The organism is Streptomyces sp. NPDC002787, from assembly GCF_053592095.1.
Map to the genome: position 1 here is coordinate 437,901 of NZ_JBSFVC010000002.1, position 13,499 is coordinate 451,399.

General features: G+C 70.6%; 10 protein-coding genes. 5 read left to right on the forward strand and 5 right to left on the reverse strand.

Features of this window, described 5'->3' with window-relative positions; all coding sequences use genetic code 11:
* Nucleotides 1-35: 35 nt before the first annotated feature.
* The 4 genes from ACWD26_RS04050 to ACWD26_RS04065 all read right to left on the reverse strand — a co-directional run bounded on the left by ACWD26_RS04050 (nt 36) and on the right by ACWD26_RS04065 (nt 4,991).
* Nucleotides 36-1,715, reverse strand: coding sequence for an alkaline phosphatase D family protein (locus tag ACWD26_RS04050; protein WP_451265953.1), 1,680 nt, complete (start codon nt 1,713-1,715; stop codon nt 36-38).
* Nucleotides 1,716-2,009: 294 nt separating this feature from the next.
* Complete coding sequence (locus tag ACWD26_RS04055; protein ID WP_451265955.1) at nt 2,010-2,810, reverse strand: DsbA family protein; 801 nt, start codon at nt 2,808-2,810, stop codon at nt 2,010-2,012.
* Between the two features lie 101 nt (nt 2,811-2,911).
* Nucleotides 2,912-3,598 carry a hypothetical protein gene (locus ACWD26_RS04060; RefSeq protein ID WP_451265957.1) on the reverse strand — a complete coding sequence of 229 codons (687 nt, stop codon included), beginning with the start codon at nt 3,596-3,598 and terminating at the stop codon, nt 2,912-2,914.
* 67 nt (nt 3,599-3,665) lie between these two features.
* Nucleotides 3,666-4,991, reverse strand: a complete 1,326-nt coding sequence (locus ACWD26_RS04065; protein WP_451265959.1) for a DUF2252 domain-containing protein — start codon at nt 4,989-4,991, stop codon at nt 3,666-3,668.
* Between the two features lie 215 nt (nt 4,992-5,206).
* On the opposite strand from ACWD26_RS04065, the gene dnaE reads away from it, so the two are divergent.
* Nucleotides 5,207-8,746: a DNA polymerase III subunit alpha gene (gene dnaE, locus ACWD26_RS04070; RefSeq protein ID WP_451265961.1), complete on the forward strand. Its 3,540-nt coding sequence runs from the start codon at nt 5,207-5,209 to the stop codon at nt 8,744-8,746.
* Nucleotides 8,747-8,850: 104 nt separating this feature from the next.
* Here the strand turns inward: dnaE and ACWD26_RS04075 are convergent, their stop codons facing one another.
* Nucleotides 8,851-9,015, reverse strand: a complete 165-nt coding sequence (locus tag ACWD26_RS04075) for a hypothetical protein (RefSeq protein WP_451265963.1) — start codon at nt 9,013-9,015, stop codon at nt 8,851-8,853.
* 244 nt (nt 9,016-9,259) lie between these two features.
* On the opposite strand from ACWD26_RS04075, the gene ACWD26_RS04080 reads away from it, so the two are divergent.
* The 4 genes from ACWD26_RS04080 to ACWD26_RS04095 all read left to right on the forward strand — a co-directional run bounded on the left by ACWD26_RS04080 (nt 9,260) and on the right by ACWD26_RS04095 (nt 13,282).
* Nucleotides 9,260-10,471 (forward strand): NYN domain-containing protein, encoded by a 1,212-nt coding sequence (locus tag ACWD26_RS04080; protein WP_451265964.1) that lies wholly within the window; start codon nt 9,260-9,262, stop codon nt 10,469-10,471.
* Between the two features lie 145 nt (nt 10,472-10,616).
* Nucleotides 10,617-11,642, forward strand: a complete 1,026-nt coding sequence (locus tag ACWD26_RS04085; RefSeq protein WP_451265966.1) for an ABC transporter ATP-binding protein — start codon at nt 10,617-10,619, stop codon at nt 11,640-11,642.
* Between the two features lie 106 nt (nt 11,643-11,748).
* The gene (locus tag ACWD26_RS04090; protein WP_451265968.1) at nt 11,749-12,573 is read left to right on the forward strand and encodes an ABC transporter permease; all 825 of its coding nucleotides are present in this window, start codon (nt 11,749-11,751) and stop codon (nt 12,571-12,573) included.
* Between the two features lie 34 nt (nt 12,574-12,607).
* Nucleotides 12,608-13,282 (forward strand): DUF2567 domain-containing protein, encoded by a 675-nt coding sequence (locus ACWD26_RS04095; protein ID WP_451265970.1) that lies wholly within the window; start codon nt 12,608-12,610, stop codon nt 13,280-13,282.
* Nucleotides 13,283-13,499: the final 217 nt, after the last annotated feature.

Below are 13,499 nucleotides of genomic sequence, written 5' to 3' on the forward strand. Positions count from 1 at the left end.
GGCCGCCGGTGCCTACGAAGGGCGTACGGAGGCCGCTACACGGGGTCGTACGTCCGCTCCACCTTCTGCGTCCCGCTGCGCGTGCGGTACGAACGCGCCCAGGACGACGTCGCGTCGGCCTTCGTGCGGTCGGAGAGGACGTAGAAGTCCATCTGCGCGCGGGCGGCGGTGATGTCCAGGACGCCGTAGCCGTGCCGGTCGGTGTCGACCCAGTGGACGTGGCGGTTGGCGGCGCGGATCAGCGGGGAGGCCACGGCGGAGACGGTGCCTTCGGGGACCTTGACGAGGTCGTCGAGGTTGTCGGAGGTGACCGAGGTGACGACGAACTCGGTGGCGGCGGAGGCCGACAGCGGATATGTACCGGCGTTGACCGGTACGTCGTTGGCCCAGGCCATGTGGATGTCGCCGGTGAGGAAGACGGTGTTGGTGATCGCGTTGGTCCGCAGATGGGCCAGGAGTTCGCGGCGGTCGTCGGTGTAGCCGTCCCACTGGTCGGGGTTGAGGGCGAGGCCCTCCTTCGGCAGGCCGAGCAGCTCGGCGAGGGGCTCGAAGAGGTCGGCGGTGAGGTTGCCCAGGGCGAACGGGGCGATCATCACCGAGTTGCCGACCAGCCGCCAGGTCGTGTCGGAGGACTTCAACCCCGACTTCAGCCAGTCGAGCTGGGCCCGGCCCGTCAGGGTGCGGTCCGTGTCGTCGACCTCGCCGTCGCCTATGCCCACCTGCTGCGAGCGGAAGGAGCGCAGGTCGAGCAGGGAGAGGTCGGCGAGCTTGCCGAAGCGCAGCCGGCGGTAGGTGGTGCCCGCGATCGCCGGGCGCACCGGCATCCACTCGAAGTACGCCTGCTTGGCCGCCGCCTGGCGGGCCGCCCAGGTGCCTTCCGTGCCCTCGGTGTGGTTCTCCGCGCCGCCCGACCAGGCGTCGTTGGCGATCTCGTGGTCGTCCCAGATCGCGATGACCGGTGCGGCCGCGTGCAGGGCCTGCAGGTCCGGGTCGGTCTTGTAACGGGCGTGCCGGACGCGGTAGTCGGCGAGGGAGACGATCTCGTGGGCGGGCGCGTGCGGTCGTACGACCTTGTCGCGGGTGCCGTACTCGCCTGTGCCGTACTCGTAGATGTAGTCGCCGAGGTGCAGCCACGCGTCCAGGTCGCCGCGGGCGGCGAGATGGCGGTAGGCGGCGAAGTGGCCGCCCTCCCAGTTGGCGCACGAGACCACACCGAAGCGCAGGCCGGCGGTGGAGGCGTCGGCGGCCGGGGCGGTGCGGGTGCGGGCGGTGGGCGAGTCGGTGCCGCCGGCGGAGAACCGGAACCAGTAGTCCGTAGCGGGCGCGAGGCCGCGTACGTCCGCCTTGACGGTGTGGTCGGAGGCGGCGGTCGCGGTGGTCGAGCCCTTGGCGACGATGTTCGTGAACGCCTTGTCCAGGGCGACGGTCCAGCCGACCTCGATGTCCGGGCCGAGCCCGGAGCCCGGTATCGCGGCGGCGGTGGGAGTCACCCGGGTCCACAGCAGGATGCCGTCGGGCAGCGGATCGCCGGAGGCGACGCCGTACGGGAACGCCGGGGCATCGGCGGCGCTCGCCGGGAGCGCGGCGGCCAGCGGCGCCGCCAGGACGGCTCCGGCCGCGGCCGCCTTGACGACCGCGCGGCGGCTCGGCACGGCGGACGCGGGGCTGGGCTGGGTGGGAGAAGTGTGGTGGGAGTGAGATCTGCGACTGGTCACGCCGGATGAGATTACTGATCGGTAGGGCTCTGGGTAAGGCAAAGAGCGCGAAATCCGCTCAACGTTCAGTCCGGCGTGTCCTGTTCGTCGGCCGGCGCGCTCCGGCCGCCGCTCGCGCGGAAGCGGCCGGCTCGTGTTCTGCCTGGCAGGGCGTCAGTCGATGCGAGGTCCGGCCCGAGGGCTACCGCAAGCGTCGAGCCGTACACCGCGCCGTAGCCGCCGTCTTCGCCGTAGGGCGGTCGCCCCGGAGGATCATTCCGGGGCGACCGCCCTGCGACGCGGGCCTCGCGGCGGCTACTTGGTGATCCCCGCGTCCTTCAGGGCCGTCTCCCACTGCGCGACCGAGGACGGGTTGGTGATCGTCTTGTCGTTGATCTTGATGGTCGGGGTCGATTTGACCCCCTTCGCGTCGTCGAAGGACTTGCTCATCCGCATCGCCCAGGCGTCGTAGGTGCCCTTCTCGACCGCGGCCTGGAACTTCTTGTTGTTCTTCAGCGCGTCGACGGTGTTCGCCACCTTGATCAGATAGCTGTCCTTGGCGAACTCGTCGGTCGACTCCTCCGGGTGGTACTTCGCCGAGTACAGCGCGGCCTTGTAGTCGAGGAAGGCCTCGGGGCTGACGTTCAGGGCGGCGCCGAGCGCGCTGAGCGCGTTCTTCGAGCCCTCGCCGCCGAGGTTGCCGTCGAGGAACGTACCGAGGGTGAAGGAGAGCTTGTAGTCGCCGTCCTCCATGCCCTTGTCGACCGTCTCGCCGACGGTCTGCTCGAAGCTGGCGCAGGCCGGGCAGCGCGGGTCCTCGTAGAGATGGACGACGTTGTCGGACTTGGAGTCCCCGATCAGCACAGTGGTGCCGTTCTTGCCCGAGGTGTTGGCCGGGGCGACCACCGTGGCGTCGGCGGCCGCCTCCCACTTCGTGGGCTTGCCGTTCTGGACGACGGCGTAGCCGATGCCGCCGGCTATCGCGAGGACCGCGACGACCGAGGCCCCCACGATGGCCTGTCGCCTGACCTTCGCGCGCTTGGCCTGCCGCTCGCGCTCCAGGCGCAGCCGCTCACGGGCCGCAGTCTTCGCCTCTTTGCTGTTCCGCTTGCTCATGTGGATGAACTCCCTGGGGACGCGCACGACGCGGTGCGCGGATACGTGTGGTGGGACCTGCTCGTGCTCAGGTGGTGGTCACGCGAAGGTGACCGAAGGGGTCACGCGAAGGTGACCGAGCACGGCGGTCCACGCCGTCCGAGGGAGTGCGCGTGGAGGAGGGTGCGGGCGGTGGCCGTACGGTGCGCGGTGCGCGTCGGCCGGAACTCCGCCCGGGCGGGCCGCACCATGACCACGGCGACCGCGATCAGCAGCGGCCGGAAGCCGGCGGCGACCGCGGCCTCCAGCAGCTGAGCCAGCGCCCGCTCGCCCCGCCGCAGCCAGGCCGCCGCCAGGAGTCCCACGCCGATGTGTGCCGCGAGCAGCAGCCAGGCGGCGGCCGGACCGGTGCCCGCCAGGAGGGTGGCCGCCCGCTCGGAGCCGCCGGTCACGCGCGTCAGCGGCGCGCCCACGCTGCCGCCACCGCACAGCACATCGAGCCCGACCTGCCGCAGCGGGCCGGTGACCGGGCCGCCCGCCTCGCCGTAACAGGCGTGCTGGCCCGTGGTGAACACCGTGTCGGCGGCCAGCTCCAACGGGATCAGTACGCCGGCGATCCGACCGAAGCCGCGCTCACGGCCGGCCAGCGCGTACGAGACGGCGAAGACGGCGGCGGCGATCGCGGCGACGGTGGTCAGCGGCAGCGGGACCCTGGACAGCAGCACGTGCGACGCGGTGCCGAGCGTCACGACGAGTGTCGTGAACAGCGCCGCGCGTACGGCTCTGAAGTGGGTCCCGGATATGTCCATGGCGTTGGAGAGTCTCCCACGTACACCCGTAAGGGACCGCTAAAAGGCCCCTGTGAGTGACGGACGTCTACAGGCCGGGGATCCGCCCGTTGCGGAACAGGTCCACGAAGATCTGGTGGTCCGTACGCGCGCGTGCGCCGTACGCGTGCGCGAAGTCCACCAGGAGCGGCGCGAAGCCCTCCTCGTCGGCCGCGATCGCCGCGTCGATGGCCCGCTCCGTGGAGAACGGGACCAGGGACTGTCCGGTCAGGTCGTCCGCCGCCGCGTGCATCGTGGCCGTGGCCCGGCCGAGGTCGGCGACGACCGCCGCGATCTCCTCCGGGTCGTCGATGTCGCTCCAGTCCAGGTCCACCGCGTACGGCGACACCTCGGCGACCAGCTGCCCGGCGCCGTCCAGCTCGGTCCAGCCAAGCCACGGGTCGGCGTGCGCCTGCAACGCCCGCTGCGAGATCACCGTGCGGTGGCCCTCGTGCTCGAAGTACTCCCGGATCCGCTGGTCGGTGATGTGCCGGGAGACGGCCGGGGTCTGGGCCTGCTTGATGTAGATCACGACGTCGTTCTCCAGCGCGTCGCTGTTGCCCTCCAGCAGGATGTTGTACGACGGCAGTCCCGCCGAGCCGATGCCGATGCCCCGGCGGCCGACGACGTCCTTCACGCGGTAGGAGTCCGGGCGGGTCAGGGAGGACTCCGGGAGCGTCTCCAGATAGCCGTCGAAGGCGGCCAGCACCTTGTAGCGCGTGGCCGCGTCCAGCTCGATGGAGCCGCCGCCCGGCGCGAAGCGGCGCTCGAAGTCACGGATCTCCGTCATCGAGTCCAGCAGGCCGAAGCGGGTCAGCGAGCGGGCGTCACGCAGCGCGTCCAGGAGCGGGCCCTCGGCGGTGTCCAGCGTGAACGGCGGCACCTCGTCCCGTTTGGCGCCCGCCGCCACGGCGTGGATGCGCTCGCGGTAGGCGGCCGCGTAGATCTCCACGAGCTCCGTGATCTGCTCGTCGCTGAGCGCCTTCGCGTACCCGATGAGCGCCACGGAGGCCGCGAAGCGCTTCAGGTCCCAGGTGAAGGGGGCGACGTACGCCTCGTCGAAGTCGTTCACGTTGAAGATCAGGCGGCCCGTGGAGTCCATGTACGTGCCGAAGTTCTCCGCGTGCAGGTCGCCGTGGATCCACACGCGCGAGGTGCGCTCGTCGAGGTACGGGCCGGACGCCTTCTCCTCGTCGAGGTCGCGGTAGAAGAGGCACGCCGTACCCCGGTAGAACGCGAAGGCCGAGGCCGCCATCTTCCGGAACTTCACGCGGAACGCGGCCGGGTCGGCGGCCAGGAGCCGGCCGAAGGCGGTGTCGAAGACGGCGAGGATCTCCTCGCCGCGTCGCTCGTCGTCGAGCTGCGGAACCGACATCGCTGGGTGCCTCCTGGTGGATCACGGGTGGGTCGGCTTTTCAACGTCCGAGGCGTCGAGGGAGTGCCCACGACTCCTCCCCGAAAGGTACGGGGGAGACCCCTCCTCGTGTCAGTGCCGAGGCATAGACTTCGACGCTGTCCCCCAGACTGTCCGCAGCCCGTGGGGAAGCCGTTCACGCCTGTTTCCTTCTGTGTCCCTTGGAGGCCGAAGCCGTGTCAAAGCCGCCGTTCACGCACCTGCACGTCCACACCCAGTACTCGCTGCTGGACGGTGCCGCGCGGCTCAAGGACATGTTCAACGCGTGCAACGAGATGGGCATGACCCATATCGCCATGTCCGACCACGGCAACCTCCACGGGGCGTACGACTTCTTCCACTCCGCGAAGAAGGCCGGCGTCACCCCGATCATCGGCATCGAGGCGTACGTCGCCCCCGAGTCCCGGCGCAACAAGCGCAAGATCCAGTGGGGCCAGCCGCACCAGAAGCGGGACGACGTGTCCGGTTCGGGTGGTTACACCCACAAGACGATCTGGGCGGCGAACAAGACGGGCCTGCACAACCTCTTCAAGCTCTCCTCGGACGCGTACGCCGAGGGCTGGCTGCAGAAGTGGCCCCGGATGGACAAGGAGACCATCTCCCAGTGGTCCGAGGGCCTCATCGCCTCCACCGGCTGCCCCTCCGGTGAGCTGCAGACCCGGCTGCGCCTCGGCCAGTTCGACGAGGCCCTGAAGTCGGCCGCCGAGTACCAGGACATCTTCGGCAAGGACCGCTACTTCCTGGAGCTGATGGACCACGGCATCGAGATCGAGCACCGGGTCCGCGACGGCCTCCTGGAGATCGGCAAGAAGCTCGGCATCCCCCCGCTGGTCACCAACGACTCGCACTACACCTACGCGCACGAGGCGACCGCCCACGACGCCCTGCTGTGCATCCAGACCGGCAAGAACCTCTCCGACCCGGACCGCTTCAAGTTCGACGGCACCGGCTACTACCTGAAGTCCACGGACGAGATGTACGCCATCGACTCCTCGGACGCCTGGCAGGAGGGCTGCGCCAACACCCTGCTGGTCGCCGAGCAGATCGACACCACCGGCATGTTCGAGGCCAAGAACCTCATGCCGAAGTTCGACATCCCCGAGGGCTACACCGAGGTCACCTGGTTCCAGGAGGAGGTCCGCCGGGGCATGGCCCGCCGCTTCCCCGGCGGCGTCCCCGAGGACCGCCAGAAGCAGGCCGAGTACGAGATGGACGTCATCATCCAGATGGGGTTCCCGGGGTACTTCCTCGTCGTCGCCGACTTCATCATGTGGGCCAAGAGCCAGGGCATCGCGGTGGGCCCCGGCCGTGGTTCCGCCGCCGGGTCGATCGTCGCGTACGCCATGGGCATCACCGACCTCGACCCGATCCCGCACGGTCTGATCTTCGAGCGGTTCCTCAACCCCGAGCGCGTCTCCATGCCCGATGTCGACATCGACTTCGACGAGCGCAGGCGCGTCGAGGTGATCAGGTACGTGACGGAGAAGTACGGCGCCGACAAGGTCGCCATGATCGGCACGTACGGCAAGATCAAGGCGAAGAACGCCATCAAGGACTCCGCGCGCGTGCTGGGCTACCCGTACGCGATGGGCGACCGGCTCACCAAGGCGATGCCCGCCGACGTCCTCGGCAAGGGCATCGACCTGAACGGCATCACCGACCCCTCCCACCCGCGCTACAGCGAGGCGGGCGAGATCCGGTCGATGTACGAGAACGAACCGGACGTGAAGAAGGTCATCGACACCGCCAAGGGCGTCGAGGGCCTGGTCCGGCAGATGGGTGTGCACGCGGCCGGCGTGATCATGTCCAGCGAGCCCATCGTCGACCACGCCCCGATCTGGGTGCGGCACACCGACGGCGTGACCATCACCCAGTGGGACTACCCGCAGTGCGAGTCGCTGGGCCTGCTGAAGATGGACTTCCTCGGCCTGCGCAACCTCACGATCATGGACGACGCCATCAAGATGGTGAAGGCCAACAAGGGCATCGACCTGGAGATGCTCTCCCTCCCGCTGGACGACCCCAAGACCTTCGAACTGCTCTGCCGCGGCGACACCCTCGGCGTCTTCCAGTTCGACGGCGGCCCCATGCGCTCGCTGCTCCGCCAGATGCAGCCCGACAACTTCGAGGACATCTCCGCCGTCTCGGCCCTCTACCGGCCCGGCCCGATGGGCATGAACTCGCACATCAACTACGCCGAGCGCAAGAACGGCCGCCAGGAGATCACACCGATCCACAAGGAGCTGGAGGAGCCGCTCGAAGAGGTCCTCGCGGTCACCTACGGCCTGATCGTCTACCAGGAGCAGGTGCAGAAGGCCGCCCAGATCATCGCCGGGTACTCGCTCGGCGAGGCCGACATCCTCCGCCGCGTGATGGGCAAGAAGAAGCCCGACGAACTGGCGAAGAACTTCACCATCTTCCAGGCCGGCGCCAAGAAGAACGGCTACAGCGACGAAGCCATCCAGGCCCTGTGGGACGTGCTGGTCCCCTTCGCCGGCTACGCCTTCAACAAGGCCCACTCCGCCGCGTACGGACTGGTCTCGTACTGGACGGCGTACCTCAAGGCCAACTACCCGGCCGAGTACATGGCCGCGCTGCTCACCTCGGTCAAGGACGACAAGGACAAGTCGGCGGTCTACCTCAACGAGTGCCGGCGCATGCGCATCAAGGTGCTCCCGCCGAACGTCAACGAGTCCGAGCACAACTTCGCCGCCCAGGGCGACGACGTGATCCTCTTCGGCCTCGAAGCCGTGCGCAACGTCGGTACGAACGTGGTCGAGTCGATCATCCGCAGCCGCAAGGCCAAGGGGAAGTACGCCTCCTTCCCGGACTACCTCGACAAGGTCGAGGCGGTCGCCTGCAACAAGCGCACCACGGAGTCGCTGATCAAGGCGGGCGCGTTCGACACGATGGGGCACACCCGCAAGGGCCTCACCGCGCACTTCGACTCGATGATCGACAACGTGGTCGCGGTCAAGCGCAAGGAGGCCGAGGGCCAGTTCGACCTCTTCGGCGGCATGGGCGAGGAGGAGAGCAACGAGCCCGGCTTCGGGCTCGACGTCGAGTTCACCACCGACGAGTGGGAGAAGACCTATCTCCTCGCCCAGGAGCGGGAGATGCTCGGTCTCTACGTCTCCGACCACCCCCTCTTCGGCCTGGAACACGTGCTCTCCGACAAGGCCGACGCGGGCATCGCCCAGCTCACCGGCGGTGAGCACGCGGACGGCGCGGTCGTCACCATCGGCGGCATCATCTCCGGCCTCCAGCGCAAGATGACCAAGCAGGGCAACGCCTGGGCCATCGCCACGGTGGAGGACCTGGCCGGTTCCATCGAGTGCATGTTCTTCCCGGCGACCTACCAGCTCGTCTCCACCCAACTCGTCGAGGACGCGGTCGTGTTCGTCAAGGGCCGCCTCGACAAGCGCGAGGAGGTGCCGAGGCTCGTCGCGATGGAGATGCAGGTCCCCGACCTGTCCAACGCGGGCACCAACGCCCCGGTGATCCTCACGATCCCCGCCACCCGGGTCACCCCGCCCATGGTCAGCCGGCTCGGTGAGATCCTCACCCACCACAAGGGCGACAGCGAGGTCCGCATCAGGCTCCAGGGCCCGACCAAGACGACCGTGCTGCGCCTCGACCGGCACCGGGTGAAGCCGGACCCGGCCCTGTTCGGCGATTTGAAGGTACTGCTCGGCCCGTCCTGCCTGGCCGGCTGAGCAAGCCCCGGCGGGCCGACGGGCGCAAGCGCGCGAGGGGCGCATCCGGTGTTCCGGACGCGCCCCTCGGTGTACCTGGGCTGCAACAGCCCGTCACGCATAGGTCAGTTGTGACCGAATCGCTTCTGCCGGCCCTTGCGGGCCATGTCGCCGGGGGTCACCTGGGTCGCGCGCTGCTCTGCCTGCGACTCCAGCGAGGACGGCTGGGTCTGCTGCTGACCACGCTCCGACTGCGGCTGCTTACGGTCCTGCTTCTTGTTCTTGGCCATGGTGATCTGCCTCCTGTGGGGGATCTAGGGGCCAGGGCCGCGACCAGACTCACATAGCACGACAACGCACGCATTTCGGAAAATCACCGTCCGTTACGAGAGTTGTCGGAGCGCGTGCCGGGTCGCCAGGCCGCTCGCGGCGAAGACGCCACGCCGAAGATCGAGTTCCGGCCGTTAACCTCCGCGTGGTCGGGCAGACTCGAAGGAAGCCCGAAGCAAACCTCCCGGAAAGAGGGTGGATCGCGTGGACCGCTGCATCGTCCTGGTGGACGCCGGGTATCTGCTCGGCGCGGCCGCCAGCCTCCTCGCCGGGGAACCCTCCCGCTCCCGCATCACCGTCGATCACGCCGCCCTCATCCAGGGGCTGCGCGAGCGCGCCGAGGCCGACACCGAGCGGCCGCTGCTGCGCATCTACTGGTTCGACGGCGCCCCCGACCGCGTGCCGCAGCCCGAGCACCGCAGGCTGCGCGTGATGCCCCGGGTGACCGTCCGGCTCGGCGCGCTGACCCGCAGCGACGGGCGGTGGGCGCAGAAGGGCGTGGACGCGGCCATGCACGCCGAGCTGACCGAGCTGGCCCGCAACCGTGCCTGCTCCGACGTGGTCCTGGTGACCGGCGACGGGGATCTGCTGCCGGGCATGATGGCCGCCAAGGAGCACGGCGTCGCCGTACACCTGTGGGCGGTGCAGGCCGCCGACGGCGACTACAACCAGTCCGAGGACCTGGTCGCCGAGGCCGACGAGCGGCGGGTGCTCGACCGGATGTGGATCACCAAGGCCGTACGGGCCAAGGAGGTCGGCGGGATCTGCGCGCCGCAGCCGGTGCCGCGGCCGGAGATCGCCGCGATTCTCTCGGCGCCGCTGCCCGAGTCGGCCCTCGCGGCAGCCGCCGAGCGGGCGCCCGGGGAGCCCGAGCCGGCGCCCGCGGGGCGCAACGGGACCGAGGAGCGGATGCCGGCCGCCAAGGGTGTGCCGACGCCGAAGGACCTCGCCGCCATGCGCGGGCCCGGGGCGCACGCCGCGCAGCATCCGGCGACCGCGACCCTGCGGTGGTCCTCCGACAAGGGGTGGGTGGACCGGCCCGGGGCCGCGGAGCCGCCGGAGGCGGCGGCCATGCCGACGCTGGCGCAGCTGACGACGGCGGAGCAGAGGTGGGCCGACCGGGAGGAGGACATCACGACCGTCGGGGGTGACCCCTTCGAGGTCGGGCAGGTGTTCGCCCGGCGGTGGATGGCGCGGCTGACCGATCAGTCCCATCTGCAGAAGCTGTCGGGGATGTATCCGCGCGTGCCGCATCGGGTGGACGGCGAGTTGTTGCGGTACGCGGCGCGGTTCGGGCTGCTGGCGCACAAGGACGACCAGATCGATGAGCACGACCGGTATGCGATCCGTGCGGGGTTCTGGCGGGAGATCGATGCGCGCACCGGGGTCGAGCACGCGCCGGCGGGAGAGCGGTGAGGGCGCCTCAAGGGCCGGGGCTGACTGTCCTTCGGTGACTGCGGGTTGATTCTGGCTGGTCGCGCAGTTCCCCGCGCCCCTGAAGGGGCGCGCTGCGGTGCCCCGGAGACAGGACGGCCCCCCGGACCCCGTAGGCTCGTTCCTCGTGAGTACGCGTACGGCACAGACGATCCGGCATGGTGGGGATGTCGTGTGTGCCGTGCGGGGGCTCACGAAGACGTATCCGGCCACTCGGGGGCGGCGGGGGACCCCGGGGACTCCCGAGGTGCGGGCCAACGACGCGGTGGCGTTGGAGGTCCGGCGCGGGGAGATCTTCGGGTTGCTCGGGCCCAACGGGGCGGGCAAGACCACACTCGTACGGCAGCTGACCGGGCTGATGCGCCCCGATGACGGCACCGTCGAGATCCTGGGCCATGACATCGTGCGGCACCCGGAGCGGGCCGCGCGGATCCTCGCGTACCTCGGGCAGGAGTCGACCGCCCTCGACGAGCTGACCGTGGCGCTGGCCGCGGAGACCACCGGGCGGCTGCGCGGGCTGGACGTACGGCCGGCGCGGGCCGAGCGGGACGCGGTGCTGGAGGAACTGGGGCTGACCGGGCTCGCCTCCCGGCCCCTCAAGAAGCTGTCCGGCGGGCAGCGGCGGCTCGCCTGTTTCGCGACCGCGCTCGTCGGGGAGCGCCCCCTGCTCGTGCTCGACGAGCCCACCAGCGGCATGGACCCGGTGGCCCGGCGGGCCGTGTGGGCCGCCGTCGACCGGCGGCGCGCCGAGTCCGGCACCACCGTCCTGCTGGTCACCCACAACGTCATCGAGGCGGAGACCGTGCTCGACCGGGTCGCCGTCCTCGACAAGGGCCGGGTCATCGCCTGCGACACCCCGGCCGGACTCAAGGAGCAGGTCGCCGGCGAGGTCCGCGTCGAGCTGGTCTGGCGGGAGAAGGCCCCGCTGGACGTGCCCGAGGTCGCCGCGCTCCGCCCGCGCGCCGTGGAGTCCGGGCGCCGCTGGACACTCCGGCTCGCGCCCGAGGAGGCGCGCGCCGTGGTGGCCACGGTGACCGGGGGCGCCGCCTTCGTGGCGCTCGACGACTTCACGCTCGCCACGCCGAGCCTGGAGGACGTCTACCTGGCGCTCGGCGGCAGCGAGGGCAGCGCACAGGGGCTGGTCAAGGGGTGAGGGACACGGGCGTGAGCCGGAGAACAGTCGGTGCGGGTGTGAACGGCAGGGCTGCCGCAGCCGTACGAAAATGGGCGACAGCCGAAGCGAAGAGGAGCAGCTCGACGTGAGTGTCGTACCCGCCGAGATCCTGCCGGGCAGCGCCCTGGCCGTAGAGGAGCGCGTGGAGCGCGGAGCCGCCGAGCTCGGGCCCCGCGCGCGCCTGTGGCCGTCGCTCTGCGCGGTGTACCGGGCGCAGCTCTCCCGGGCGCGGGTCGCACGGATCCCGCTGCTGTTCGTGGCCACGTTCCAGTCGATCGGGATCATGATCCTGATGCGCGGTGTGGTGGACGGCGGGGCCGAGGCGCACGCCGTGGTCGCCGGTTCGGCGGTGCTCGTGGTCGCCTTCGTCGCGCTGAACCTGCTGGCCCAGTACTTCGGGCAGCTGCGCTCCAGCGGCGGACTCGACCACTACGCGACGCTGCCCGTGCCGCCGGCAGCGGTGGTCCTGGGCGCGGCGGGGGCCTACGCCTCCTTCACCGTGCCGGGGACCCTCGTGACGGCCGTCTTCGGCTGTGTGCTCTTCGGGCTGCCGATGGCCCACCTCTGGGTGCTCGCCGCCGTGATCCCGCTCGCCGGGGCCGCGCTCGCCGGGCTCGGCGCCGCGCTGGGCCTGCTCGCCCCGCGCCCGGAACTCGCCACCGTGCTCGGACAGCTGGGCATGTCGGCGGCGCTGCTGCTGGGCGTGCTCCCGGCCGACCGGATGCCCGGGTTCATCCAGTTCGCGCGGGACCTGCTGCCCTCGACGTACGGCGTGGAGGCCCTCGCCCGGACGTTCGGGCCGAACCCCGACTGGGCGTTCGTGCTGCGTGACCTCGCCGTGTGCGCGGGGGTCGGCGTCGCCTCGCTCGCGGTCGCCACCTGGGCGTACCGCCGGGCCGCCGTCCGGTGACGCGGCGCACAGCCGGGCCTGGCACGATGGCAGAGTGACCGCACCGTTGACTCCCCCTCCGCCGCCGCACAACCAGCCGCCGAACGACCCCTGGGCTCCGCCGCCCACCAGCGGTGGGCAAGAGGGACAGCACCTCTGGTACGAGCCGGAGGAGCCGGCCGGTCCGGGGCTGCGGACCGAGCTGATCGAGGCCGCCGTCGTCACCGCCGTCACGGCCCTGCTCGGTGGGGCGCTGCTCGGCGTGCTGTGGTGGTGGCTCGCGCCGCACGTACCGCTCGTCTCCGACGGGTCGGCTGTCTACTTCAAGGACACCGAGGGCGAGCAGGCCGTCGGTGTCGACGGGACGTTCACGCTGCTGGCGCTGGGGGCCGGCGCCGTGAGCGCGCTGGTCGTCTTCCTGCTGCGGCGGCGTGGTGGTGTGCCCCTCGTCGTGGCGCTCACGGTCGGTGGGCTGCTGGGGGCCGTGCTGGCCTGGCGGCTCGGGGTGTGGCTCGGGCCCGGGACCGATGTCGCGGCGCGGGCGAAGGAAGTGGGGCAGGGCGTCACGTTCTCGGCGCCGCTCAAGCTGGCGGCGAAGGGGGCGTTGCTGGCGTGGCCGTTGGCGGGGCTGCTCGTGCATCTTGGGCTGACGGCGTTGTTCGGGCCGCGGGATCCCGAGTCCTTCGAGGGGGAGCGGGCGAAGGACGGGTACGGCGTGCCGGCCGCCTGACGCTTTTTCGCCCCCGCCGCCCCTACCCGTCCCTCCCCCACTCTCGGCTTCGCTCGAGCGGGAGGTGCCCCCACCAGGGGCTGCGCCCCTTCGACCCCGAGGGTGGGCTGTTCGGCTGCGGGTCCGGTGGGGGCTGGTCGCGCAGTTCCCCGCGCCCCTGAAAAGCAGGGGCTGCGCCCCTTGCTTTTCAGGCCCGCAGGGCCGTCGTCTTCAGGGG